Source organism: Viridibacillus sp. FSL R5-0888, assembly GCF_038009105.1.
Taxonomy (GTDB): Bacteria; Bacillota; Bacilli; order Bacillales_A; family Planococcaceae; genus Viridibacillus; species Viridibacillus arenosi.
Genome location: NZ_JBBPAU010000001.1, coordinates 1,662,603 through 1,687,301, shown reverse-complemented (window position 1 = coordinate 1,687,301; position 24,699 = coordinate 1,662,603). Strand labels below are relative to the sequence as shown.

Below are 24,699 nucleotides of genomic sequence, written 5' to 3'. Positions count from 1 at the left end.
TCATATCTTCGTATTCTTCTACATTAAATGCTATCTTCATGTCATTAAAGCTCCTATCATTTTTTAACTTTTACTGATGTTCCTGAAGTTGGATAAGCAGTTACAATTACACCATCTTTATTAACAACAACCTTCATATTTTTATTTCCATGTTTATTTAACTTATATGTATAGGTTTTATATCCATTTTTAGCAGTACCCTTAAGAGTACCTTTAGACAAAGAGGTCATAATAATTGATTTAATTGTAGATTCTTTAAGTCTTTTAGGATAAAAGTTGCAGCTTAGAAATAAAGTTTGATTAAAAACACAATAAACCTGTATTTTTCGGTAAATAAGAATAGTCCATTTTGAAAAAAGATTAATCAAAATGGATTATTCTCTAGTAGTTTTAAGTTATGGTTTTATTAAAAAGTTTAATCATTTTCTACCTTTGATCTTCCAAAATCGTGCCCGTTGATTGAACAAATATATATGTTCTCTCAAAGAGATCAGTTATATAGAAAAATTCTAGGTCATGGTTAAGTTTTTTACACATTTAAGTTGTTTACTCCACAATCAGTGAGATAGACTAAACAACATAAATCTTAAAATACAAATTAGTTAAGGAGTTGTGCTCCACTACTCCCTTTTTGTTAAATCATTTGTGACGGACCTATGAACCTTCACCAAAATCTAGAGTACTTCCTGTTTCTACTAAAGTCTTTGTATTATTTAAAATCATCCACCAGGCATTGTCGCTGTTCTCAAAATAGGGATCATCTTCTTCCCACTGGTCATGAATGAGTGTCAATTTCGTGCATGAGCCAATAGGCTCTAGAAGATAAGAAATTCTCGATTCAAATGCATGATCATCTTTCATATAAGACTTTCCAGTATAGTGAGTAAATCGAATTAACTGATTCGGTTCATACTCCAATACGTTACCGTATACATGCACCGTTTCATCTCCATCTACTCCAGGACCTACATACTCCAAGAGATCGCCCACTTGAAATGTAGATCTTATGACGGACCCATAATAAATTTGTTTTGTACCCTCAGGAGAGATTAATGCCTTCCAAACTTCCTCTGGTGTACCTGCAATATAAAATTGATACTTCAAATCCTTCATGATTTATATGCCTCCTAAAAATTTTGTTCTGTACATGTACATTATAAAAAAACTTCACTGCCAAGTACGGTCAGTGAAGTGAAGTTTTTTTATAATGATTGAATAACTCAAAGCTGATAGTTGCCAATTTTTCTTGTAATAAAGTTGGTTCCAAAATGGTAATAGATTTACCATAGGGAAGAAGAAAGTAAGGTACAAAGGTATGAATAGACTCTTTATCAACCTTAAAAAGAGCTTGGTCGTTTTTTCGTTCTATTAAAGCATGACTAAATAACCAATGCTGACATAAATCATCAAGCGCATGTGTCTTGCCTTTGATACGGACAGAAATGAGTTTTTCAAGTTGGTTTGAATCAGGTAAAAGGTCTTTTAGGAAGAAAGAACGTGCTGAAAATCCCGAGGGTCTGTCAAATTTTTTATCTGTTTTGGATAATGATTGAATACGATCGATTCTAAAACTCCGAATTTCTTTACGCAGATGGCAATATGCAACTGTGTACCACTTACCTTTCCAATAAACAAGACCATAAGGATCAATATGGCGTGATTGCGGTTCGATTTCCCTATCTTTATGATAAATAATAAATAACTTATAATTTTCGGCAACAGCAATTTCTAAATCTTGTAGAATAGATTTCAAAGACGGTTCGACTGTAGGATGGATGACTTCAAACCCTCTTAAATGACGATTGATATGATTCAATTGCTCCGCGTTTGTATACATTTTCAATTTAGAAATTGCTTCATCTAACGCTTCACTAAAGGGATACCCTGCATCTATTGCAAATTTTGCAGCATGAACAAGCGCTTTCTGCTCATCCAGGTTAAAAAACAAAGGTGCCTTTGTAAACTCATTCAGTAAACTGTACCCACCATTATGTCCTGCATCTGAAATGATTGGTACTCCACTTGCACAAAGAGCATCAATATAGCGGTACACCGTACGGATACTGATTTCTAATTCCTCTGCTAGCTCCTTAGCAGTCAATTGTTTCCTCGTTTTGAGGAGCCATAATATAGAAAGCATATTAACCATTTTAGACATACATAGGAATTCCTTTCTCCAAGTAACTATATTCAAAAGGGGTAAAACATTGCGACTTTCTTCAAAACATCGCATCTTTTTTATAAACATCGTGACTTTATTTTAAATCCACAGGATCAAAGGTTATGTTGAAGAATCGGAGTTAAAGGGACTGCACTCCTTACTTACGGTTCCTTTTTCATTTTTCGTCTAACGAAACTGGAGAGAAAACATAATTTCCTTTTTCTATAGGAGCAGAAATGGAGATTGGAACGCGCTCAGAGAAAATAGGTCCATCAACTACAATAGTGTGAAATTCACCGTTCTCGCCACACGCATCGATGCCTGCTGCTTCTAGTTCCTCCACTAATTCTTTTGTCAATCTTTTCCCAACATAAGAAGCAGGCATCATAGTTGTATTCACTACAATAATCCACGACTCAAAATCAGCTTCTAACAGTTCCTCTACCACTGATCGCCGCGACATTTTCCATAGTGGATGGACTGCTATAATATCCGATTTCGTACATGTTGTTTGGACCCAATCTAAATGACCTTCCAGATCAATATCTCCGAACACGCCGTGTGTAATCCCTTCAGCTCGACATGCATCCATCGCATCTATAAATTGTTCCTCATATGAGCTCCAACTTGCAGGTTTAGTTAACAGGGGTATCCCTAATTTATCTACTTGTGCTTGTACAACTTCTAAAGGAACTGCATGTGACTTAGAAATCTCCCCATCATCCTCAAACATCGTTAAAATTTTCTTCGGAACCATCCCTAATTGCAGTGCTCGATAATATGCCAGCGCTGAATCTTTCCCACCACTCCAGGAAGCAACGAAATGTACGTTTTTCATAGTAGAATCACTCCTTTTATTGCCTGTGTTAGAATCAATTATTAATAGATTCTAACACAGGTACATAATTAATCCTTTTGCTGAAATTAAAACTTAGAACTCCATCACAAATAGCTATCTTAAACGGTACTCATTATACGAATTTACAAGTTTTATATCTCCATATTTTACTACATTGACAGCAAATATGTATTATTAGATCCTTCGAATAATATCTCTAGTACCATCAGTTAGGATATTCACCCAATCTAAGTTCTTTATTACCCTTTTATTAACTCTTTTCTTTTGGCTCTCATATTTTTAATAAACAATATAGTTGAACATACAAAACCACCAACTAGACACTGAACTATACTGCTCATATATAAAAGTGCACCTATCCCCTCTAGTATAAAGTCTTTTGGATAGTATGGACCCCAATCTCGAAATGTAAATCCAAGGTCCAAAAAGTAAATAGCCAGTCCAACCCCACAGCTTATAATAATGAAAAGAAAGTTATTTAAAAATGATCCCCCTCTTTTTTCAGATTCTATTTTATAGTTGATTGCCAATAAAACTATCGGCGTAAATAATATAATTTCTGCCTGTAATGTCGACAACTCTCTTGTATTTCCTATATTTTTAAGCAACACCACTAATGAATGAATGCATAATACAGGTACTACATTAAGTAATACTAAGTTTTTAAATCTCATCATATTCTCCTAACTAAATTAATAAATAAGATTCAAAAAGAGAAATAACGCTATGAATAGTGTATTATTACACTTTATATTTTATATTATTTTTTATTAATATGCTATATAAATTAATACAAGATTTTGTGATTTATATTACCAATAATGAATTAGTTGTCTAAAAACTGGTGAAGCTGAATTATTGTATTCAAAAATCGTAAATTTTGAATACATATGACTCTACTCTCGTTTTTTCATAATGGCTATATCTTAATCTAATAAAAACGCTAGTGTTTATTACTTATTAATTCAGGTTCCTTAATAAATAAAAAAAACACCCCTTATGATAGACTGTAAATCGTCAACCCTAAGGGGTACAGTTTATAATATCGTAATTAATTCCTTTAAATCATTAATGACTTTATCTGCTTTTTCTAGTTCTGTAGCCTGTGCGAAATCGAAATTGACACCTATAGAAGTTAACTCATTATCTTTTGCAGCAAGAATATCTGATAAACGATCCCCTACAACTACCCCATTTTCAATTCTATTTTCCAGTAAAATCTTCTTTACCAAATCCGATTTATGTCCAGAAGGTATGGTCTGAATGCTGTATACTTTCTTGAAAAATCTATGTAGCTCGTAAGTATCAACAATCGCTTGTAAATAAGAAGCTTGGCCATTACTCGCTATGTATAAATCATACCTCAAACTAAGTGTTTCAAGGACAAGTTCTGCATGAGGATATAAGGCACCTTGTTTATCTTTAATCAGATTAATCGTCTTTTCATGAAAAATCTCATTATTCCTTTCACGCATCTCTGGTGAATGTTGTGGGCATAACGTTTCCCAGACAACCGGTAAAGGCACTCCCATTATCTCCCGGTACTTATTGATTGGCGTATCCTCATTCCATGATCCATTGGCTCTTAAGATATCAAATGTTGCTGCCAAAGCAGGTTCTAAGATCAAATTTGTTTGAAACAATGTACCATCCATATCAAAAATAATTGCTTGTTTCATTAATAAGCCACCTCTCATTCTTAATTACAAATTCACAATTCTACTGTCATCTTCAATAGTACAAGAATTCATCACGTTGTTGTTCATATATTTTAGCATTCTTTCTCTTTTGTACCTTTAAGTAGCTCTTCAATCATTTGAATCCTTACATGTTTAACTTTGCTCATCGAAAGAAATCTCCTTCTATTAAAGTATTATATTATTATTAAATACAGAATTTACTCATCCTAATATTTTAAAAATAATACAATTAATGAATATAAAAACCTACACCATTAGTATGTATTAATTAATCTATTCCCTAGACAATATCCCTAATTCCACAATTCTACGATAATACTCACATACTATCAGTTATCTAATTTGTAATATATTGGTTTAAAAGGTTATTATATATGTATGGAGGTGGTTTAAGAATGAAGTTTGAGTTAAATCAACGAGTAATACATGAAGGACAAAAAGCTATTATTTGGGACTACAGTGTTAGAAAGAATACTTACTCCATTAAGCCTTTTGAAGATGGGGATATGTTGCTTTTCGACATTCCTGAAGACGCTATTAAACCTATTGATCAATCTGGTATGGCGGAATCTGCGAAAAGACTAGCAAGGTCACTTAGTAGTGCAGTACACTCTCAAAATGGAGACGTTGAATCTCGAGATTTGGAAAACTGTATGGTAGACCTTTATAATAAGGGGCTACTAATGGAAAATGCTTTTTATGATTATTTCATTAAAGAAATTAAAAACCAGGAAGAAACTTTGAAAATATAATAAAAAAGCCTAATTTCTCGCATAATACACCGGGAGATTAGGCTTTGGTTACTTAATAAAAGAAGTACAATTAAAAAAGACCCCAGTAAAACACTGGAGTCAGCTATTAAGTTGCGAAAATACGTCTATTCTACTGTCCTTGAGTAAATATATAAATCTAAACTTTCTCTCTAGGCTTATGATTAATAGTAATCACTATTTAACGTAATACTTTGTAACATCTCCGCCAGCAACGATTAGATATTTGCTGTCCTTAGTGAAGTTCATACTAGTTTTATCAATCATTTTAAGTTCATATAATAATTTATAAGAACTGTCATACATTTTAACTCCTCGCATGTCTAGAAGAGCAATTCTTTTTCCATCTGGACTGATTTTAACCTCACCAATAACGCCATATGGTCCTCCGAATTTTTTTAGAACTACATTTGAATCTGTATCATACACGTAAACCATAAAATCTTCTTCGTCAACGTTTGTAACGCTTAATAATAATTTATTATTGTCTTTTGTAAACGTAATACCTCTTACTTCTTTATTATCGATTTTAAATTCTTTTATAACATTTCCTGTTTTTGTATCATTTAATACAACACGCGTGTCATCATAGGCTGTAGCTAAAATTGAACCATCTACAGAAAGTGCTGCTGCGTTTCTTCCTGTTTCAACATCATCTATTTCCACCACATCTAAGTCTGAATTTACAACTTTCCCTTTACTCTTATTCTGACTAGCATACGATACCCCATTTTTTACATCGAAGAAGTAATCATTGTTAGGGTTAAACAATTTGAATTTATTATATGAAGTAAATTTGCAATTGAAGTAATCAAAAATACTACCGTCATAATGAACTAAACCGTCTTTCCAAAAGAAAATAGAATTCTTCTTACTATTATTCTTAGCAAAAGATTTTACTAGATTACCGTTTTTTAAATCATATAAAGATGAGCCAGCTGAAACGTATTTATTGTCAAAGGATGTATCTACTTTTCTTCCTTTATATTTCCCCTCAACGCTCCATACTTTCCTAGAAACAGTGACAGGCAATTTAACTTTTTTACCATATGCTTTTACGTACACATATGCTTTTCCGACGTTTTTAGATTTCACTACACCTTTACTAGAAACAGTCACAATTTTCTTATTAGAGGAACTAAAAGACACTTTCGGTTTCTTTACGATCTTCCCATTTTTCTTAACACTATAGTTAACTTTTGCAGAACCGTTGTACTTAAGCGTACTTTTACTAAGTTTTGCAGAAAGCGTAATCTTACTTGCTGCATCAGCAACTGGAGTTACCAAAGAGAATAACAATACAACCAAAACCAAGTAACGGATAATTTTTTTCATTTACACCTCTCCTTTATTTTTTTAGTGTAAAAATTTTCGTTAATAATTATAACATATTGAGGGTTTTAATAATCAGAAACTTTAGACTTATATATAACTAATGCACAGAAATTTTCAGAAAAGAAAAAACACTCCCAGCCTATCATGCAGCTGAAGGTGTTTTTCTTTTTACTATAATAAAAAGCAGCTACAATTCTAGGAGCTACATTGAATAAATATAAAATACAGGATTGAACTTCAAGTCCACCCATCATGGAGTGGTCTTTTTACGCCTTCTTAAGATAAGGGACTCATGGTTTTTTAAAATTTTAGATATTTTTTTATTTTCTTCTTTCTCGGTAGATATGGAAAAAATTATTGATATACTCTCTATATCAAAAATGTATATAAGTATAATAAATAAGGAGTGGAAAAAAGAAAGAGTAATAGAAGGAAAACAGCATCAGTAATTTTAAAATGTTTATATTTTAACCAATGATTCTTGTTTAACTACTTCAAATTCTTAAGAAATCTTCATAAAATTTCTCATTAATTATTAATAATTTCCAGTTACAATAAAAGTGAAATGAATATAAAAACATTGGTTGGTCTCTCATTAAGTGTAGTGTTTGAGAATCATCAGAATAATTTAGTTAGGAGCGTCTTATCTTGGGAGTTACAGAAATTATTAATAATATTCGGTATTTAATGTTGCCAGTAATCATTATTATTGTAGTTGAGTTCTTACTTATCGCACTATATTACTTCTTTTATTATAGAAAACAACAAACAGACAGAAAAAAAATTCAAATAAAGAAACTTATTCTTGGCGCACTTTTCATCGGATATATTGTTTTTGTGTGTGAGTTAACTATTATTGGCCGTGGCACTTCACACTACTTGCAGATGAACCTTAATCCGTTCAGTGGTTACATTGATGCGTGGAAGAAATACTCTTTACGTGATCTACAAAATTGTATTTTTAATATATTAATGTTTGTTCCATTAGGAATTTTTTTGCCTTTAATTATCGCTAAAACTAAAGAGTTTAAGTGGCTTCTTTTTGTAGTTGTAAGTGCCACACTGTCTATTGAAACGTATCAAACACTTTCAGGAGCAGGGATTTTTGAGCTTGATGATTTAATTAACAATTCACTTGGTGGGATTATTGGATACCAGTTATACAGGCTAGGGGCTTCCATTGCTCATCACAAAAAAGTAAAAATAAAAAGTCTGGTCAGAAATCTTGCTATACCTCTCTTGATGGGTTTGATTTTTCTTGGGATGAATATTATCTACGCCCAAAAGGAGTTTGGTCATCTAGCAATAAACGCGTATACAAAATCGAATATGTCAGGGGTTGATTTATCAACTTCATTAGAATTAAGCTCATTACCCGCAGTTGCCCCAGTATATAAGAAAATTATTAATAATGTTGGGTCATTTTCAGAGGATCTTTATACACCAGAGCAAACTTCATTAGCAGAGCAAGAGCCAATGGTTGACAAGGCATTTGCAATGATGGACGAACTTTCTATACTACCCCAAGATGCAGAATTTACTGTATTAGAGAATGGAGATTTTGAATGGGAACTTCCAGATCGTACTGATTTAAACAAAGATTATTGGTATGGTGATTTAAGTCTTGGGCTTAAACCCGATGGCAGTGTTTATTCATTATCGTATAATCTTCATAAAAACCAATTTATACGGGAAGTGAACATCTTGTCATTTGCAGAAGTGTATGAGCGAATTAAGAATGGAGAATTCCCCCAAATAAAATATAATGCACTGGTACAGGAAGAAGAACTTATTATAAAAAAAGGTGACCAACTTGATTTAGAATTAATTGAGCTTACGTATATGTATGACACGAAAGATTTCTATCAGCCAGTATACAGAGTTTCCGGAACATTTAATGGAAAAAGTTGGTTCACCTTGATTCAAGCAAGAAAGTAGTCGTACCATTCGGTAGCTCACGTTCCAAATATGATGAAAGCCCAGACTCAAAATTAATAGAGAACCTGGGCTTTGATGTTAGAAAGGGTATTGGCATTATTCTATGTAAAGTAGCTGTTTGCATATCGTAATTGCTTGCTTTTGATCTTCTAACATATCACTATCCTTTACACAATTCCCTACTCAAATTATTGCTATCTAGGACAGTAATGATTTATTATCTCCAAAAGACGTTCAGTTTTTTCCGATGATACATTTTCAGATAACCTTGCTCCTGCAATGATTGGAGCCCATTGAAAAATACTTTCTTTTGATAATCCACTTTTCTCACAATAAAGTCGCAAATACATATCAGCTAATTCCGCTGAAAATTGTGAATACAAAAGAAAAGTCCGATATATGTCGGCACGTATATCACCTGAACTGGCATCAACCCAATCTATAATTGTAACTTTATTATCGGACATGATTAAATTATATAGATGATAATCTCCATGACATAACCTATTCTCAAATGTCATCGAATCCAATTTTCGTATTAAATCTGCCTTATGACTTTTATCCAACTTGTGTGCTGCTTCAATTTGGCGCCTTAGTTTTTCAGACATTGGTTCTAGTGAATTCGTAATAATCGTATGGATTTTTTGTTGTATATCAATGGAAATATTCATGTAATATTCTGCTTGATCCATATTTTCAGATAAAAGCTCTCCTAATGTCCTTCCCTTAATATACTCCATTATTATAGCTTGTTTCCCATCTATTTTCGTGACATCCAAAACTTTAGGAACAGAAAGTCCATGCAAAAAGGCATGTTTTTGCTTATTTGCTTCATATGATGATTCCGTATCCGGCAAATATTCATTAAATACTTTAACGATTTTGTTTTTGTAAAGATAGATTTTTGCTGTGTTTCCTGATGCTGTCGGATGTCCTAAATCCATTTTTTTCACTCCTTAAATATTATCTAAAAAAAAAGCGTAAGTAAAAGATGCCGCATATGATAAAACCGAAAAATCCCACTATGCGCTTTATTTTTCATATCTAAACTGAAATGAATTTTTTATAGGCTAATTTATTTCCCTTGTTTTAGATCTCTTCAGCCCATACCTAACACCAAGGATAATAATAAGTATAGCGAAGATTGATGCATTTACTATTCCTTTTTGCAACACACTCATTGGTTGCTCTGTTGCTTTTTGTACATAATCAGCTTGTATGAATTGCCCTCTTTCATTTTCTACTGCAATAGCATCTGCCATTGAAACTCCGCTTATCTCATAATATTTTGTGCCAATTGCAAACGTATTTGATGCATTACCATAATAGTCTCCTGATGAGTCATTTGGTTTTGTATTTACTTTCCCTATGACATTGCCGATTTTTTCATCTAGCAAAACTACTTCGGACACTTCATATACTTTTCCATCCCATACTACAAATGGGTAAGTCAAGATTTGTGCATGAACAGTTGAAGTACTAAGTAGGGCAAAGAATAAGAATATAGTAAATATTAAACATCTATTACCTTTCATTTTGTATCTCCTTCTTCCTTTTTAGAGGATTGAGATACATTTTATGCAATAGATTCATGTAACAATCAGTAATTATTATGGCTCTGTTTTTTCAACACTTCATCTTGTAGTAATAAGCGCTCACTCATAAAAACGCCTCTAATAGGAACGCCTGCTTCTGCCTCTATTTTTGTTGGAGTCATAAGAAATATAAAGCGGATACTCTTTTTTAATGTTTCTCTATGAAACTTTACAGGAACTATAACTTTCGTCTTTTCACGCACTATTAATTTCTGTGTGCTCTCTAAACGGTAGTCTGACATTAAACACAATTGACCTTTTATCTCATAATCTTTATCGTTGTTAATTGTCAGATAATAACTGCCATCTTTAATTTGTTCAGCCACTATAGAAAGTTTCTTATCTTCAAATAGTTTTAAAGATATTCTGTTTTTGAAATCTGATTCTCTCTGTTCATGCATGATTTCATATTTTTTATGCTCTAATGGCATCTTTCCATTTGTTACTTCAAGTGAAAAATAAATTCGAGTGTAAATATACTTAATACTTGGGTTACATTCTTGCACTTGCTCAACATATTCGAAACATGGCTCATTAATTAAGTGAATAATATGCTTACCTATTGGTAAATTGGAAAGTTCAAAATCGAATGTAACTTCTCCTAATTTCAGAACATGTATTATGTGATATTCACTCTCTTCCCCGTTTACAATGAAGCTGACTGGGGAGTCTATATTTTCCACTAATATATAGAAAACGATTTTATCACCTGTTTGAGTTTGATGATTTAAGATATACGACCCTTTAAAACAACCATCTGCATCTGTCTTAAAATCTAATTTATCCTTATTATTTGTAAACTCAGGTTTAGTTTCCATTCTAGTCGTTCTGCTATCACTATTGTGCGATACTTTTTCTAGTTTAGCGCTTTCCTTATCCATAAGTGGCAGACTCCTTTATTTTCATAATAAGTATCGGAGTAATGATTTTAATGAGTGCCGAGCCCTCTACCGATAAAGTTTGCTGATATGGGCTTCTTCCCAATTTCCCTAGCCCAAACGGACAATTGGCCGATGTGATGAATTTCATGAGCAATGATATGTCGCATCACTTCACCCCAAGTGTCTGTTAAATGACTGCCATCTGATTGTAAATCGTAAAATTTATTAATTTCCATGTTTTCATCCCAGTTGTTTACAAACTCCTCTACTTCCTTATGAAATCTAGCGTCTAATTCTCGAACCTTGCTTATACTCTTATAATCATCAAAATTCTCTTGAAAATCCTCTTTACCTTGTATTAGACGTATCCAGCTCCACTCCACATCAACTATATGAAAGAGTGTTTGTAATATACTGCCTACCCCTCCAGTTCGATTCTTTAAAAGTTCTTCTTCTGTTAAGTCTTCACACCAGCTGTACCATTCATCTCTTATTAACCAGTTATAATGAAATAATAATTGCATTGAAATCTCTCCCATCTATAAACTAAATGATTTTATTTTTGATACCCAACTAAATATTCGGTACTTTTCTATGTTTAGTAGCTTGTTCAAAAGCATAGGCCAGTTTGATTAATGTTCCTTCGTTAAATGATGTGCTTGCAAAAGTGATGCCGAATGGTCTTCCCGATTCCATATAACCCGCTGGTACTGCGATTGTTGGATAACCTGCTTTTGCTGAAACAGTAGAGCCTAAATATGATGGAAATAGAATAGCATCTAAATTGTATTTTTTTAATGCAAAGCCAATTCCTTGTTGTTCAGAAAAATAGATATCCTCTAAGCGCGCAGTTAAATATTCTGGATTACTTAACGTATTTGGTAGATGTTCACGCAGTTCTAATCTGTCTTGCCCATTTTTTAACGCTCGATCTGCATGGTCTTTATTGAACTGAATTAGTTCACTAAAGGAATGTACAGGTTGTTGTGGTGGAAGTTTCGATAAATAGTTGTCGAGGCTGTGCTTTAGTTCATATAAAAGAACGGCACCATTACGTTCTCTATGAAACGCTGGAATTTCAATATCTTTCACTACTGTTGCACCTTGATCATGTAATGTTTGAACTGCATTTTCAAATAACTCACCGTCATATTCATCTGAGTTATAAAACTCGTCAGAACCATGTGTAAAGACTCCTATTCTAGCATCTTTTAGTCCATCGATATGTAAATAACTCGTATAATCCTCGATTTCTCTTTCTTTCAATTTATGTGTAGCTGGATCTTGCTCGTCGACACCGACCATTGCTCCAAGCAAAATCGCTGCATCTCCTACAGTTCTTGCAAAGGGGCCTGCTGTATCCTGCGAATAGGTAAAGGGAATAATTCCTTTTCGACTGATTAGACCAACAGTTGGTTTAATACCTACGACTGAATTCAGGGTTGCTGGACTAAGAATAGATGCATCTGTTTCTGTACCTACTGCTAAAACCGAAAAGTTTGCTGCTACAGCTACTGCCGATCCTGAGCTTGAACCACCTACAAATAGATTGGGGTCACCGTAAGGATTCAATACTTGCCCTCCTCTAGCACTATAGCCAGCCCACATTGTCGTCGACATTGCATTTGCTAGTTCTGTCATATTCGCCTTGCCTAAAATAACAGCTCCAGCTTGTCGCAATTTATCTACTAGAAAAGCATCTGATGAACTACAGTAATTTTCGAGTGCTAGTGTCCCTGCACTCGTATGCATATAATCATTCGTTTCAATATTGTCTTTTAAGACAACTGGAATTCCGTGCAAAGGTCCTCTCGCCCCATTAATCGTTCTTTCATGATCTAATGCTTCTGCTATGAAAATCGCTTCAGGATTTATTTCCAGCATCGAATTAATCTTGGGTCCACCTTGATCATATTTTGCTATTCGATCAAGATAGTACATCGTTAACTCTTTTGAAGTTACTTCCCCATTTACCATTGCATCTTGTATATCGACTATTGTTAATTCATCTCGGTAGAAATCTTTGAACCTAATACTCACCTATACATTCCTCCATTTTTTTCAAACTTAATTTAATTTTACTATATTTGTTAATAACGACCTAATAATAAAACCCCAATCTTAAAAAGAAGAAAATAAGATTAACTTATTCTTTCTTTGAAAGATTGAGGTTTAATATTTTTACTGTAAATTTAATTAAAAACGTTCCGTAGTAAAATCTATATTTACAGAAAATGCGGCTTTACTGCCATCTGCAGCAGCAAACATTAAAGAAGAGGGTCCTGATTTTTCGGTTTCACCAGCAATATACACATTTTTTTGAGATGTGCGACCTGAACCATCTGTCTCTACTACTCCATTTTCTTGTACTTTACATCCTAATTGCTCAACAAATTGATTTGGTCGATAAAAAGACGGTACAACAAACCCACCTGATCTTAATATCGTTTCTCCTGATACAAATTCAATTTCTTGAAGAATACCATCATCGCCTATTAATTTTTTAATTCGCTCCGTTTTCACCTTAATATTGCGCTTTTGTAATTCACTAGCCCCATCTTTAGATAGTTCTACTCCATTAGTTAAGACAACTAAATCCTTCGTCCAGTTATAGACTAGTTTAGCCAAATGCATTATATGTGCCTCACTATCTGCCATGACAACTAATGGCTTATCGCGTAGCTCCCATCCATCGCAGTATGGACAACTAAAGAGGCTCTTCCCATAATACTCGCGTATACTCTGGAATGAAAATACTTCTTGAATCCCAGCTGCTAAAATCACTTTTTCTGCAACAAATTCCAGGCCATCTTCTGTTTTTGCGATAAATCGGTCATTACTAGAATCTTTGATAATTTGAGTAACTGTTTTTTGGAAATAAGATATGGATGGATAATTTTTCAATTCATTTAACCCTATTTCTTTAAACTCTTGTGGCTTGATCCCATCTCGAGTGATGAATCCATGTGACTCCTGTGTCACTCTGTTTCTATTTGTACCGTTATCAAATATTGCTATGTTCCTTCTAGCTCTTCCTAATGTTAAACTGGCACTTAATCCTGCAGGACCTGCTCCAATAATAATACAATCAAAAATAGTCATTTTCTTCACCCTGTTCTTTTTGGTATTTTTAATTACAGATATTAATACTCTTTAATAGCTATGATTAGTGTAAAAAAACAGGGCTTAATGAGCCTCTGTCATTTGTTTAGCTATGTCTACAATTTTTTGATTTCTTAATTCATCTAGCATCTTTTCTTCTGCTGAAACAATAACTTTTTGAATCAAGCAATTTGGATCATGATGTAAACAATAGTCAAATAAGGATGTAGGACCTTCAATAGCTTGAATAATATCTAAAAAAGATATGTCTTCCCAATTAGGTTTTAATTTATATCCACCATTGGCACCAGAAACTGATTCAACCATCCCCGCCTTAGCAAGTTTAGTCAGTATTTTTGACAAATACGTAGTTGAAACATCTTGATGTGTTGCAAGTTGCTGAACACCTACATGCTTTTCAGGAGTAACATTGACTAAATATAACATGGTATGAAGAGCGTAATTCGTTGCTTTTGAATATTTCACCTTAATAATTCACTCCTAATCATAGATATCATTTATCTACCATATCTATTTTCTGTTTTTTAGTCAAGTTAGATGTCTTTTTGCTACTAGCAATTCTCCTGTCGCTTTAGAAAAAATGCTACCATGACAATAAAAGAAATGATTGTATAACAAGGCTTATCGGAAAACTTGTAGAATATTAATCTATAATGCATTTATAAAAATAGCCACTGTTAAGAAAGGGGCAGAAATGTGAGGGGAATATGAGTCTAAAAGAAACACCAGAAGAAAAAAGAGAACGCTTAAGACAAAGTGAATTGAAAAATAATCCCTCTGGTTCTATACACGATGCATTGAATAGAGGAAGTAGTGGGAATTTAACTGATTTAACAGGAGGTATGGGGTGGAAAGGTACAGGCATATTAATTTTAGTATTAATTTTTGGTTTCATTTTATACAACCTTATATTCTAAGGACTATATTGGATTGTTCACCCTACGAAAAATAAGCATATTCGACTTAATATCGAATATGCTTATTTTTCTGATGAAAAGCAAAAATCAAGTAAAACAGAGTCTTTTGTAGCAAGTCTTCTTAGCTTGAAAATTGAAATGGCTCTACTCTCGTTTCACCTGTCTCCATATTTTTCACCGTTAGTTGATTAAGCTCTACTTCATTCTCACCAATTATTATTACATTGCGTATGCCTTCACTATTCGCACGGTCTAACGCTTTGCCAATTTTCTTGTTACTCATATCTAATTCTACCTTGTATCCCTTCTGTCTTAATCGTGTTGCAACTAATAAGGATTCCATTAATGTATTCATTGGTATGATGTAATAATCGAGTAATGAAGCCTCTATTACAGCTGAATCTTTCAAGGAAATAGCCGTATAAATGACATCTAATCCAAAAGATATACCGACAGTTGAAAAAGACTGATTCGTACCAAGTAAGCCTGCAATCACATTATCGTATCTCCCACCACTCCCAATGCTCGATTTAATTGTCTGGTCGACTAAAAAGAGTTCATAAATCGTACCTGTATATATTTCCAAACCTCTTGCTAAAAATGGGTTGAAAATACATTGCTCCGAAATATTTAAATATGCTAAGAATGATTCTAATGCTTTTAATTCATTTACTCCTTGCTCAATATTGTTATTCAATTTAGTATATGACTCAAAATAATCGATCGTCTTATTCTTCTCATCAGTTAAAAACCGCTCGATGGAATCTACTATTGTTTGTGGTAAACCTAATTCGCTTAGTTCCTTCTTTACCGTTGAAACACCCACTTTCTCTAATTTATCCAACACTAATATTACTGCACTCATTTGATCAGTAGGTACTTCAAACATTTCTAACATTCCGGATAATAATTTTCGGTTGTTATATTGAATGGCGATTTTCAAATCTAACTTGGTAAAGGCGGAAAGTGCCATTTCCATCAGCTCTGCTTCTGCAATTTGAGATTCTACTCCTACGATATCTACATCACATTGTGTAAATTCACGGAATCGTCCTGTCTTTATTGGCCCATCTCTAAAAACTTTACCAATTTCATATCGCTTAAAAGGCATTCTAATGGCGGGATTCATCGCCACAACTTTTGCAAAAGGTATCGTTAAATCATAACGAAGTGCTAAATCTCTCTCTCCCCGATCAGTTAATGTGTACATTTCCTCTAATATTTCTGCACCACCACCGTACTTTGAAGCCATCAGCTCCGTATAATTCAATATTGGCGTTTCAAGTGGTTTACAACCGTATTGTATAAATGTGTCTTCAAGCGTTCTTCTAATTTTCCTTCTAATCACTTCAGCTTCAGGTAAGTAATCTTGTGTACCTTTAACATTTTGATAATCCATTTTTCTCATTTGATATTCCCCCTAATTTTTTGAAAATAAAAAAACTGCACCTGATAAAAGTGATTTCCTTTATCGATGCAGTTCAATATAAATAGTCTTCCTATGTGCGATTTTATAAAATCGGATAGCAAGACTACATGTGATGATGGAATTGTGAAGTGTTACTTAAAATTTTTGTTCGTAACATATAATTCACCTCATATTTGATAATTAACTTAACATAATAATTAGAATATTTCAATGATTTTTGTTGCGCAAATTAAATTGAGACTTTTGGTGAATTGAATAAAATGAAATCAATATGCTTGATTTTTATTCGTTACTTTGTGATTCATTTAAATCAAAATCTTGCTTTAACAGTGAATACATATATAAGTCGTCAAATTTACCACAAGTAAACTCATAATTTCTTAGTAATCCTTCTTTTATAAAGCCTTGCTTTTCAACTAATTTTTGTGATGCAATATTTTCAGGTTCGATTAACGCTTCAATCCTTTGAAGTTTAAAGTTTTCAAACCCGTATTTAATTACAGCTTCAAAAGCCTCGCTAGCAATACCTTGTCCCCAGTATTCTTTGCTTAATTCAGTACCGATTTCTGTACGAAAATGCTTAGGGACCCTGTTAAGAAAACCACAGCTACCAATTACTTCATTATTTTCTTTCAAAGTAATTCCCCATCTAATTCCTGTTCCCTGTTCAAATATTGTTTGATACCAAGTGATCTCATCCATTGCATCCACCACTGTGTTAAAAGGTTCTATTCCAATATGCTTTACTACTTCATTATCAGACATATATTTTAAAACACTACGTGCATCAACTTCTGTAACTTTTCTTAATATTAATCTATCAGTTTCTAGTATTGGAAAAGTCCTGTTTTCTATTTGCATTATAAATGCCTCCAATTCAAATACAATCTAATATCGCTTGAAAATAACATCTATAAAAAATCTGTTTATTTTAACAGATTTAATTACTCTAATTAATAATTTCTTTGATTTTCTTATCGTCTAAAGACATTCTAACTTTTTGAGTAATTACCCCCTCACTATTTATGATATATGTTGTTGGAAAAGATCGTACATCATATAATTTCATAACTTTACCATCATTATCATCTACTAGAACTGGAAATGTCATTTCATATTTCTCAACAAATTCCTCTATTTTTTCTTTACCGCCTTTTTCTACCCTAGTCATATTTACTGCAAGAATTACCATATCAGATTTTTCTCCATACTCTTCATAGTACTTTTGCATATATGGAATTTCTTCTTTACAAGGTGGACACCATGAAGCCCAAAAATTGAGTAGTACTTTTTGTCCTCTATAATCTGATAATTTCACTTGTTCACCGGCTAAATTTTTCAATTGAAAATCAGGTGCAACATCGTTTATTTTAAGTCCTGATTCAGCAGATTCATCTTTATCTATAAAATTTGTTTTAATCATTAATATAATCATAAAGATAACTATAAAAACTGAAATAATCTTTGCCAAAGCTCTAAAGTTCATTAATATCTCCTCCAAAATATCATTTCTCAAATCAGATTTTAATAAGAAATGCCAATACTAATACTTTACTTATTTTACATTAAAATATTTTATTTTCCATTTATATTTTGATTAATACTATTGTTATGTAGAACAAAAACTTGTGAAAATTTTTTATAAATAGTAAAAGAATTGTTCTATTTGTTTATTTTCAATCCATCAGGGTACATAAAAGATTAATGTTATTTTAAAGGAGTGTTTACATGAATAGACAATATGAAGAATGTATTAAAATTTGTATGGAATATTTGGAGGCGTGTAACACATGCTTTGATTCATGTTTAAAAGAAGATGATGTCAAAATGATGACCAAATGTATTCGATATGATCGTGCTTGTGCTGATGCTTGTATGTTTGCGATTCAAGCGATGGTTTCAAACTCTCCATTTATTGATGAGATTTGTAATCTTTGCGCTGACATTTGCGAACGCTGTGCTGAAGAATGCGCGAAACACAATCATGAACATTGCCAACAGTGTGCTCGGACTTGCCAGAAATGTGCAGATGCTTGCCGTAACATGAGCGCTTAATAATAATTAATTTAGAAAAGGCTACTTCAAAATGAGTTTTGGAGTAGCCTTAGTTTGTTTTAGCAAGATAAATGATTTACTGATTGTCTCCGAATGATTCATCACATTCTAAAGAGATTTTATTAGTTTCTATTTTCTTTTACAAATTGTATTGCCAATTCTGTTGAATGAATTAAAGATTGCTCTTTTTTTCTTTTTCGAATAGATAATGCTTCGTTAAAATGAGATAGTGCTATTTTCCATTCATCCAATTGCATTAGACACTTCCCTTTATGCTGTAGAGCAAAATCCACTAAATCACAATCATCTGTAGGTGTTAATGCTCGAATAGCTAAGTCAAACAACCTTAATGCTTCTTCATATTGTCCAGCATATTTATATGCTTCGCCTAAACGAATCAGATTAGCAATCTTTAATTTTTTTAGACCACTTTCTTCAGCAAGCTTAAAACTTTTTTCTAATATATTTACGGCTTGATTACTATCTCCTGCAATACGATATAGATTACCAAGATTTCCAAATAGAAAAATCTGCTCAATTTTAGAATATTGCTCTAAAGATTTTATAGCCTCTTCAAATTGAGATGTCAGTTCATTTATTGCTTCATAATTGTTGCATTTTTCACGTAAATATTGGTTTTCATCAAAGTATATGAATTCATTAAGCATTACTAAACTTGATTTTAGGATAGAATATCCATTAGATAATACCTCCAAAAAGCTAATCTTCATTCATCTTAATGACTCTATCCACAAACTCCAACTTCGCATTAGCATAAGCATTTTCATTGTTTGGATGTTCTTTAGACAGCTTTATTTTTAACTGTTCATATTCCTTTGCCAATTCAGGTTGTGCTGTTAAGCGATCACGGAATAGTATATGCTTTTGCCACCATTCTTCTCCATACTCTACAACGTGAGCAACATGCGTTTTGAATAGAGGCTCCAAACTTTCAAACTTTGCAATAACTTCCTTGCCTTCAATGTTAACTTTCGCTAAATGATAATAACTGTTCTTTTTGAGCTCCTGAAAATCAAACATTTTAAAATCTTCTATTTTTCTTAAACCAATAATTATATCTACTAATGGCTTAGCTTTAATTCCTGGAATAGCTGTGCTGCCTATATGCTGAATATCTATTATTAAATCCCCTAAAACTCTTTGCAAAATATCCTTCTCATTTATGAAAGATTGCACCCAGTTATCATCAGGTTCCACTAAATATACTTCGCCTTTTTGTAATCCAGACATTTCCATCCCTCCCTTATTATTTAAGGCTACCGTATATTACTTCCCAAAAACAGGCTAATATTATATGTGAATTTTTGTTATAATAGAAGTAGCAAATAAGCATAGTTCACTGCTTAATATTCATTCAAACATTCATTTAAATTCCTAAACTTTCCATATTTAATTAATAAATTCTTGCTCCGACAAATTAACATCCCTCATTAAACTATCCGCTTCTACACCCAAATCCATTTGGATACTTACAATTCGAGTGAGATTTTCAATTACATTCAAATCGATTTGTGAACTTGTCGCTAACTTGATTAATTTGGGTACTTCCCAAGCACTTCTTAAAGCGACAGAAGCGCAAAATCCGTATCTTGGTAATGTTATGTCCCCATTCCATCCAGCATCTTTAAGTCCTTCAATATAGTTTTTAAATAATAAATTTTGATAGTAGTCACCTTGATCACTTTCAATATTTCCTTGACTCATCGCAACACCATATAATTTACCTAAATCTTCACCTAACCCCGAGATGCTTAAAAACTGCCAATCAATTAATGTCAACACCTTTTCAGCACCTTGATATGTATTAATAAACATATTTTGCCGGCTTAAATCTTGATGGGCAAGAACACGCGGTAGTTTACTTAATGTTTGGAGATGATTATTCATATTATTATTTAAACAGGTATAGGAATTCCAAATATTTTCGAGATTAAGCCCAAACTGAATTTGAGGATAATAAATGGTTGGGTCACTAGCATATCTTTTACATCCATTAATCCATGACTCAAGCCAATTACGACAAATCCAGTTGTGTTCTGGAAGTGTATGACCTGTTACATAAGCTCCATTGAAAATTCCCAATTGACGAGCCACAAATGCATAATCATTTTCAGACCAAATCTTAATACTATCTTCTATTATTTCTTCCATCCATATCCACACTGAACCATCTGTTTTTTCCTCAACGTTAAAACATTGTGAGGTATTAATCACATCAGGAAGTTTAACCAATATATCTGACTGGTTGACCAATGCTTCACGCCTCCAATAGTTGTGATACCATGGATCATTCATTTCTACTTGTCCAGGCTTTATGACCTTTACCACAACAGCCCATGGTACTTCCTTTCCCATGATATCTGCAATCCCATGAATACGGTAAACACCTTCTGTCGTAAAATTAAGGGATTTACAAACGATCGAATCAAATTCCCAGCTTTTCACACAATTAACTCGTTCGTTTAATATCTTTGAAACACATTGATGTAATATTCCCAAGTCTACACGTTTACTTAATAATAATTGGTTCATATTAGTCACCTCGTTATTTAAAGCAATATTAACTATGCTCATATTATTGATACTATCATTTATTTCCAGATAAAAGTGACAAAATTCAGGGTGATTTAATTAGTATCCAATCTCCCTGTTAAGTTTTATATGAAGAAATTTTAATTAAGAATAAAACATTCTATTACTGTGCACCTTACACTCTAGGAGGTGAAGATCCATGTCTAAGAACAATAACAAAACAAAAAACGAAAGAAATCATAACAAGAATATCGACAACAGTAATAGTAGCTACAACAGTAACAACAATGACCCCAACAACAACGAAGAATTTGCTGCTGAATTTGATGCTAAATCAAATAATAAAAGTAAAAAATCAAATAAAAGTAAAAAATAGTTAAACATGAATGATTAAACTGAACTCCGAATAGGGCCACTTTTTTCAGTGTCTACTACTCGGGTTTCAGTTCAAAATCTATTAGGATCACTTCTTCTATTTAGATTAGCAGTACATAAACTATAAAATATTTGCTGTATACTTATATATTTTTGAGGACCCTTATCTTCAATCCGAGATTCTCGATTCAATTTCATAGTTGGTAATTGAATCGTTTTCGAAATAACATTATTCCCTTTAATTAGATGTTTAGACAATAGTTTATATTTGCTTTATCCAATTACTTTAAGATAACCTTCTTCTGTTATAAGATCCTCATCCTCCCCCTCTGTATCTTCCACACGTCTAGTTATTGAAATAAATACTGGATCCGTGAATATGTACATTTCTAGAGTTATGGAAGCTAAAGACCATGTGATTGTACTTTCATTAGTCTAAAAAGCTGTAAGTTCTTACTTTTAGTGCTTGTTTACGATTAATACTAGCTAATTACGAAATATCTTCACAATATCCACGTTACTGGGTATTGAAAAATATCTGTTGTAACTTGTTTCATAGGAAAGACTTTTTATAGAATTCATTGTGGTGAATTGATTCTACAAGAAATGATCTTTCTTATTTTATTTATTCAATTACACAAGATATATCTCCCTCAACTTGATTGTTACTTCACTAGAGCAAAAATAGTACTGAAAAAAGGTTTAAATTACATAAAACTTTTTACATTAGTCCTACGTCTTAGCACCGTATACAAATTTGATACGTATCAAGGGAGTAATTTTATGTTCAAAAGAAGAAAACTAGAGAAGGCTTACATAAAGTTTGTAACTGAAAATCATACAAACCTATATCGCTTTTCTTATAGTTATATGAAAAATCAACAAGATGCTTTAGATGTTGTCCAGGAATCTATTCGAAAAGGATTAAGTTCGCTTCATACGCTTGAAGATGAGTCAGTAATGAAAAGTTGGATGTACCGAATAGTAATCAATACTTCAATTGATGGCATAAGAAAGCGAAAAAAAGTAATTATGATGGAAACAGATGACATTGAATATCATTTAGCTGGTGTAACTGATGAATATACCAATATGGATTTGAAAAAAGCAATTGAATCGCTACCCAATTCATATCGCGCCATTATTATGCTTCGCTTTTTTGAAGATATGAAAATTGATGAAATAGCCAATGTATTAGAAGAAAATGTTAATACTATTAAAACAAGATTATATAAAGCATTAAAGTTATTGAAAATAGAATTAGAAGAGTGAATCCAGGAGGTTCAAAAGAATGAAGAGAATGAAACAACTGATAAAAGAATATAAAGAAATTGAAATACCAGAAGAAATAGAATCAGTAGTTAAGCACTCATTATTTCCAAGGAAAAGAAAGCTAAAAAAATTGTATTTTGGTATTGCAGTTGCAGCAGCTTTGTTTATGACGAGTGTCAATACAAGTTCAACGATTGCTTATGCTTTTTCCGATATTCCGATTTTAGATAAAGTTGTGAAATTAATTACGTTTAGAGAGTTTAAAGTTGATGAAGGTACTTACAAAGCAGACTATAAAGTTCCAGCAATAACTAACTTAGACAACAAAGAATTAGAAAGCAGTCTAAACGAAAAATATTTAAAAGAGAATGAACAATTATATCAAGAATTTTTAGCCGATAAGAAAGAGCTGAAGAAAAATGGAGGCGGACATTTAGGTGAAAATAGTGGTTATGAAATTAAAACAGACACCAAACAACTTCTTTCAATCGGAAGATATTATGTAAATACTGTTGGTTCTTCATCAACGACAATAAAATTTGATACAATTGACAAAGAAAAGGAAATTTATATAACACTGCCAAGCTTATTTAAGAATGAAAATTATATAAAAGCTATTAGTGAAAATATACAAGAGCAAATGAGAACACAAATGAAAGAGGATGCGGAATTGACTTATTGGGTAAGTGGAACCGGTAAAGAGTTAGTATTTGATCCATTTGAAAAGATAGTTAAAGATCAAAATTTCTATATAAATAACAAAGGTAAATTAGTAATTTCATTTGATAAATATGAAGTTTCTCCTGGTTATATGGGTTTAGTTGAGTTTATAATTCCAACTGAAGTCATCCAAAATGAATTAGTGAGTAATGAATATATAAAATAGCTATTTTTTCAACATTTGATTGCTGTTGATAACATATAAATTTTTAAACAATCATTTATCAAAAAACTTTTAGCAAGATAATAGAAGATTTTCTCATGCCAATAAAGTTGTTTAATTTTAATAAACTATACACACATAGCACCTTTCAGAAATGGAACAGTGTTATGTGTGTTTTTTTCTCCATCCAAGATTCATTTTTCTCAAAACAAACAAAAATATCATTATTTAAAAAGATTCTCAACAATTACATCCCATTCTTAAAGAACAGATTACATTTATCTATATTAAAACGCAGGTGGGGTAACTGAAAATAAAACAACTGCATTTTCAACAAAATTATTTTCCCATTTATGTTTCAAATTTGCTGGTATCTTCACACTATCACCAGCTTCTAATACATATTCATCTTCATCCAAATATAACTTAATTTTTCCTTCCAAAATATATGCCACTTCCTCTCCTCTATGTTCTAAAGGATTTTCTGATGAGGAAGAATTCGAAGGTACTTTCATTAATGCTGTTGCCAAATTCCCTGTAAAATCAGGTGACAATAACTCATAGGTTAAATTATCAATGATTATTTTCTTACGATTGTTGGACCTAACGATTAAATCCTCCGTAACTATTTCTTCAAGTAGAAAACTAAAAGTTGGAACATTTAGAGTTTTAGCTAAGACTTTTAGTGTTTGAATTGACGGATTAGCTAAACCTCGTTCAATCTGGCTTAACATTGAAGGTGTAATTTCAGCTAATTTTGCTAATTCTCTACTACTTAATCCTTTAGCTTTTCTAAATTTTTCTACTTTCTTACCAATGTCTATATTCTCCATTATCGATACTCCTTAAAATA

At 32.4% G+C, this 24,699-nt stretch carries 28 protein-coding genes; 7 read left to right on the top strand and 21 right to left on the bottom strand.

The features are described 5' to 3' along the window. Window positions 1–56: 56 nt before the first annotated feature. The 6 genes from MKY02_RS08375 to MKY02_RS08350 all read right to left on the bottom strand — a co-directional run bounded on the left by MKY02_RS08375 (window position 57) and on the right by MKY02_RS08350 (window position 4,699). Window positions 57–368 carry a hypothetical protein gene (locus MKY02_RS08375; RefSeq protein ID WP_038185233.1) on the bottom strand — a complete coding sequence of 104 codons (312 nt, stop codon included), beginning with the start codon at window positions 366–368 and terminating at the stop codon, window positions 57–59. Window positions 369–654: 286 nt separating this feature from the next. Continuing rightward, complete coding sequence (locus MKY02_RS08370; protein ID WP_038185235.1) at window positions 655–1,113, bottom strand: SRPBCC domain-containing protein; 459 nt, start codon at window positions 1,111–1,113, stop codon at window positions 655–657. 70 nt (window positions 1,114–1,183) lie between these two features. After that, window positions 1,184–2,158 (bottom strand): helix-turn-helix transcriptional regulator, encoded by a 975-nt coding sequence (locus tag MKY02_RS08365; protein ID WP_076065910.1) that lies wholly within the window; start codon window positions 2,156–2,158, stop codon window positions 1,184–1,186. Between the two features lie 178 nt (window positions 2,159–2,336). Further along, entirely contained in the window at window positions 2,337–2,999 is a 663-nt protein-coding gene (locus tag MKY02_RS08360; RefSeq protein ID WP_038185241.1) for a Dph6-related ATP pyrophosphatase, read from the bottom strand. Window positions 3,000–3,259: 260 nt separating this feature from the next. After that, window positions 3,260–3,694 (bottom strand): hypothetical protein, encoded by a 435-nt coding sequence (locus MKY02_RS08355; RefSeq protein WP_038185244.1) that lies wholly within the window; start codon window positions 3,692–3,694, stop codon window positions 3,260–3,262. A 363-nt stretch (window positions 3,695–4,057) separates the two neighbouring features. After that, window positions 4,058–4,699, bottom strand: coding sequence for an NIF family HAD-type phosphatase (locus tag MKY02_RS08350; protein WP_076034600.1), 642 nt, complete (start codon window positions 4,697–4,699; stop codon window positions 4,058–4,060). Between the two features lie 416 nt (window positions 4,700–5,115). On the opposite strand from MKY02_RS08350, the gene MKY02_RS08345 reads away from it, so the two are divergent. Next, window positions 5,116–5,472 (top strand): hypothetical protein, encoded by a 357-nt coding sequence (locus MKY02_RS08345; RefSeq protein WP_038185250.1) that lies wholly within the window; start codon window positions 5,116–5,118, stop codon window positions 5,470–5,472. Between the two features lie 195 nt (window positions 5,473–5,667). Here MKY02_RS08345 and MKY02_RS08340 read toward each other — a convergent pair whose 3' ends face one another. Next, complete coding sequence (locus tag MKY02_RS08340) at window positions 5,668–6,825, bottom strand: WD40 repeat domain-containing protein (RefSeq protein WP_038185253.1); 1,158 nt, start codon at window positions 6,823–6,825, stop codon at window positions 5,668–5,670. Window positions 6,826–7,473: 648 nt separating this feature from the next. Between MKY02_RS08340 and MKY02_RS08335 the strand changes: the two genes are divergently transcribed. Then, on the top strand, window positions 7,474–8,763 hold the full coding sequence (locus MKY02_RS08335; protein ID WP_340710961.1) for a VanZ family protein: 1,290 nt from the start codon (window positions 7,474–7,476) through the stop codon (window positions 8,761–8,763). A gap of 194 nt (window positions 8,764–8,957) precedes the next feature. Here the strand turns inward: MKY02_RS08335 and MKY02_RS08330 are convergent, their stop codons facing one another. The 7 genes from MKY02_RS08330 to MKY02_RS08300 all read right to left on the bottom strand — a co-directional run bounded on the left by MKY02_RS08330 (window position 8,958) and on the right by MKY02_RS08300 (window position 14,827). Continuing rightward, window positions 8,958–9,707: a phosphotransferase family protein gene (locus MKY02_RS08330; RefSeq protein ID WP_340710960.1), complete on the bottom strand. Its 750-nt coding sequence runs from the start codon at window positions 9,705–9,707 to the stop codon at window positions 8,958–8,960. 126 nt (window positions 9,708–9,833) lie between these two features. Beyond that, window positions 9,834–10,298, bottom strand: coding sequence for a hypothetical protein (locus MKY02_RS08325; RefSeq protein WP_038185270.1), 465 nt, complete (start codon window positions 10,296–10,298; stop codon window positions 9,834–9,836). Between the two features lie 65 nt (window positions 10,299–10,363). Next, window positions 10,364–11,239, bottom strand: coding sequence for a hypothetical protein (locus MKY02_RS08320; protein ID WP_076065906.1), 876 nt, complete (start codon window positions 11,237–11,239; stop codon window positions 10,364–10,366). A gap of 47 nt (window positions 11,240–11,286) precedes the next feature. Further along, a complete protein-coding gene (locus tag MKY02_RS08315; protein WP_340710958.1) occupies window positions 11,287–11,763 on the bottom strand; it encodes a DinB family protein in 477 nt (158 codons plus the stop codon). 49 nt (window positions 11,764–11,812) lie between these two features. Then, a complete protein-coding gene (locus MKY02_RS08310) occupies window positions 11,813–13,279 on the bottom strand; it encodes an amidase family protein (RefSeq protein ID WP_038185277.1) in 1,467 nt (488 codons plus the stop codon). Between the two features lie 156 nt (window positions 13,280–13,435). Next, window positions 13,436–14,341: an NAD(P)/FAD-dependent oxidoreductase gene (locus tag MKY02_RS08305; RefSeq protein WP_340710957.1), complete on the bottom strand. Its 906-nt coding sequence runs from the start codon at window positions 14,339–14,341 to the stop codon at window positions 13,436–13,438. Window positions 14,342–14,425: 84 nt separating this feature from the next. Continuing rightward, complete coding sequence (locus MKY02_RS08300; protein ID WP_038185282.1) at window positions 14,426–14,827, bottom strand: Rrf2 family transcriptional regulator; 402 nt, start codon at window positions 14,825–14,827, stop codon at window positions 14,426–14,428. Between the two features lie 242 nt (window positions 14,828–15,069). Between MKY02_RS08300 and MKY02_RS08295 the strand changes: the two genes are divergently transcribed. Continuing rightward, window positions 15,070–15,279, top strand: coding sequence for a DUF6366 family protein (locus MKY02_RS08295; RefSeq protein ID WP_038185288.1), 210 nt, complete (start codon window positions 15,070–15,072; stop codon window positions 15,277–15,279). A 121-nt stretch (window positions 15,280–15,400) separates the two neighbouring features. On the opposite strand, the gene MKY02_RS08290 is transcribed toward MKY02_RS08295, so the two are convergent. From MKY02_RS08290 to MKY02_RS08280, 3 genes are all read right to left on the bottom strand, one after another. After that, a complete protein-coding gene (locus MKY02_RS08290) occupies window positions 15,401–16,687 on the bottom strand; it encodes a histidine--tRNA ligase (RefSeq protein WP_076065903.1) in 1,287 nt (428 codons plus the stop codon). A 303-nt stretch (window positions 16,688–16,990) separates the two neighbouring features. Next, window positions 16,991–17,569 (bottom strand): GNAT family N-acetyltransferase, encoded by a 579-nt coding sequence (locus MKY02_RS08285; protein WP_340710956.1) that lies wholly within the window; start codon window positions 17,567–17,569, stop codon window positions 16,991–16,993. A gap of 88 nt (window positions 17,570–17,657) precedes the next feature. Then, window positions 17,658–18,194 (bottom strand): peroxiredoxin family protein, encoded by a 537-nt coding sequence (locus MKY02_RS08280; protein ID WP_038185295.1) that lies wholly within the window; start codon window positions 18,192–18,194, stop codon window positions 17,658–17,660. 242 nt (window positions 18,195–18,436) lie between these two features. On the opposite strand from MKY02_RS08280, the gene MKY02_RS08275 reads away from it, so the two are divergent. Beyond that, window positions 18,437–18,763, top strand: coding sequence for a four-helix bundle copper-binding protein (locus MKY02_RS08275; RefSeq protein WP_038185300.1), 327 nt, complete (start codon window positions 18,437–18,439; stop codon window positions 18,761–18,763). Window positions 18,764–18,885: 122 nt separating this feature from the next. On the opposite strand, the gene MKY02_RS08270 is transcribed toward MKY02_RS08275, so the two are convergent. The 3 genes from MKY02_RS08270 to MKY02_RS08260 form a co-directional block, all read right to left on the bottom strand. Continuing rightward, entirely contained in the window at window positions 18,886–19,479 is a 594-nt protein-coding gene (locus tag MKY02_RS08270) for a tetratricopeptide repeat protein (protein ID WP_340710955.1), read from the bottom strand. A gap of 4 nt (window positions 19,480–19,483) precedes the next feature. Next, window positions 19,484–20,014 carry a GrpB family protein gene (locus MKY02_RS08265; protein ID WP_340710954.1) on the bottom strand — a complete coding sequence of 177 codons (531 nt, stop codon included), beginning with the start codon at window positions 20,012–20,014 and terminating at the stop codon, window positions 19,484–19,486. Window positions 20,015–20,173: 159 nt separating this feature from the next. Beyond that, window positions 20,174–21,316 carry a phosphotransferase gene (locus tag MKY02_RS08260; protein WP_340710953.1) on the bottom strand — a complete coding sequence of 381 codons (1,143 nt, stop codon included), beginning with the start codon at window positions 21,314–21,316 and terminating at the stop codon, window positions 20,174–20,176. Window positions 21,317–21,515: 199 nt separating this feature from the next. Between MKY02_RS08260 and MKY02_RS08255 the strand changes: the two genes are divergently transcribed. The 3 genes from MKY02_RS08255 to MKY02_RS08245 all read left to right on the top strand — a co-directional run bounded on the left by MKY02_RS08255 (window position 21,516) and on the right by MKY02_RS08245 (window position 23,849). Continuing rightward, complete coding sequence (locus tag MKY02_RS08255; RefSeq protein ID WP_164491929.1) at window positions 21,516–21,692, top strand: hypothetical protein; 177 nt, start codon at window positions 21,516–21,518, stop codon at window positions 21,690–21,692. A gap of 782 nt (window positions 21,693–22,474) precedes the next feature. Continuing rightward, a complete protein-coding gene (locus MKY02_RS08250; RefSeq protein ID WP_076034610.1) occupies window positions 22,475–22,963 on the top strand; it encodes an RNA polymerase sigma factor in 489 nt (162 codons plus the stop codon). Window positions 22,964–22,982: 19 nt separating this feature from the next. After that, window positions 22,983–23,849 (top strand): DUF3298 and DUF4163 domain-containing protein, encoded by an 867-nt coding sequence (locus MKY02_RS08245; protein ID WP_038185308.1) that lies wholly within the window; start codon window positions 22,983–22,985, stop codon window positions 23,847–23,849. 284 nt (window positions 23,850–24,133) lie between these two features. On the opposite strand, the gene MKY02_RS08240 is transcribed toward MKY02_RS08245, so the two are convergent. After that, window positions 24,134–24,679 (bottom strand): helix-turn-helix domain-containing protein, encoded by a 546-nt coding sequence (locus MKY02_RS08240; protein WP_038185309.1) that lies wholly within the window; start codon window positions 24,677–24,679, stop codon window positions 24,134–24,136. Between the last annotated feature and the right edge of the window lie 20 nt (window positions 24,680–24,699).

What these genes read in the sequence shown, in the direction of transcription:
- MKY02_RS08370 (WP_038185235.1), bottom strand. Translation starts at nt 1,113, where the DNA reads ATGAAGGATTTGAAGTATCAATTTTATATTGCAGGTACACCAGAGGAA.
- MKY02_RS08245 (WP_038185308.1), top strand. Translation starts at nt 22,983, where the DNA reads ATGAAGAGAATGAAACAACTGATAAAAGAATATAAAGAAATTGAAATA.
- MKY02_RS08280 (WP_038185295.1), bottom strand. Translation starts at nt 18,194, where the DNA reads ATGAACTTTAGAGCTTTGGCAAAGATTATTTCAGTTTTTATAGTTATC.
- MKY02_RS08325 (WP_038185270.1), bottom strand. Translation starts at nt 10,298, where the DNA reads ATGAAAGGTAATAGATGTTTAATATTTACTATATTCTTATTCTTTGCC.
- MKY02_RS08305 (WP_340710957.1), bottom strand. Translation starts at nt 14,341, where the DNA reads ATGACTATTTTTGATTGTATTATTATTGGAGCAGGTCCTGCAGGATTA.
- MKY02_RS08360 (WP_038185241.1), bottom strand. Translation starts at nt 2,999, where the DNA reads ATGAAAAACGTACATTTCGTTGCTTCCTGGAGTGGTGGGAAAGATTCA.
- MKY02_RS08350 (WP_076034600.1), bottom strand. Translation starts at nt 4,699, where the DNA reads ATGAAACAAGCAATTATTTTTGATATGGATGGTACATTGTTTCAAACA.
- MKY02_RS08255 (WP_164491929.1), top strand. Translation starts at nt 21,516, where the DNA reads ATGTCTAAGAACAATAACAAAACAAAAAACGAAAGAAATCATAACAAG.
- MKY02_RS08355 (WP_038185244.1), bottom strand. Translation starts at nt 3,694, where the DNA reads ATGAGATTTAAAAACTTAGTATTACTTAATGTAGTACCTGTATTATGC.
- MKY02_RS08240 (WP_038185309.1), bottom strand. Translation starts at nt 24,679, where the DNA reads ATGGAGAATATAGACATTGGTAAGAAAGTAGAAAAATTTAGAAAAGCT.
- MKY02_RS08290 (WP_076065903.1), bottom strand. Translation starts at nt 16,687, where the DNA reads ATGAGAAAAATGGATTATCAAAATGTTAAAGGTACACAAGATTACTTA.
- MKY02_RS08250 (WP_076034610.1), top strand. Translation starts at nt 22,475, where the DNA reads ATGTTCAAAAGAAGAAAACTAGAGAAGGCTTACATAAAGTTTGTAACT.
- MKY02_RS08295 (WP_038185288.1), top strand. Translation starts at nt 15,070, where the DNA reads ATGAGTCTAAAAGAAACACCAGAAGAAAAAAGAGAACGCTTAAGACAA.
- MKY02_RS08340 (WP_038185253.1), bottom strand. Translation starts at nt 6,825, where the DNA reads ATGAAAAAAATTATCCGTTACTTGGTTTTGGTTGTATTGTTATTCTCT.
- MKY02_RS08285 (WP_340710956.1), bottom strand. Translation starts at nt 17,569, where the DNA reads ATGCAAATAGAAAACAGGACTTTTCCAATACTAGAAACTGATAGATTA.
- MKY02_RS08260 (WP_340710953.1), bottom strand. Translation starts at nt 21,316, where the DNA reads ATGAACCAATTATTATTAAGTAAACGTGTAGACTTGGGAATATTACAT.
- MKY02_RS08320 (WP_076065906.1), bottom strand. Translation starts at nt 11,239, where the DNA reads ATGGATAAGGAAAGCGCTAAACTAGAAAAAGTATCGCACAATAGTGAT.
- MKY02_RS08265 (WP_340710954.1), bottom strand. Translation starts at nt 20,014, where the DNA reads ATGTCTGGATTACAAAAAGGCGAAGTATATTTAGTGGAACCTGATGAT.
- MKY02_RS08365 (WP_076065910.1), bottom strand. Translation starts at nt 2,158, where the DNA reads ATGTCTAAAATGGTTAATATGCTTTCTATATTATGGCTCCTCAAAACG.
- MKY02_RS08275 (WP_038185300.1), top strand. Translation starts at nt 18,437, where the DNA reads ATGAATAGACAATATGAAGAATGTATTAAAATTTGTATGGAATATTTG.
- MKY02_RS08315 (WP_340710958.1), bottom strand. Translation starts at nt 11,763, where the DNA reads ATGCAATTATTATTTCATTATAACTGGTTAATAAGAGATGAATGGTAC.
- MKY02_RS08345 (WP_038185250.1), top strand. Translation starts at nt 5,116, where the DNA reads ATGAAGTTTGAGTTAAATCAACGAGTAATACATGAAGGACAAAAAGCT.
- MKY02_RS08330 (WP_340710960.1), bottom strand. Translation starts at nt 9,707, where the DNA reads ATGGATTTAGGACATCCGACAGCATCAGGAAACACAGCAAAAATCTAT.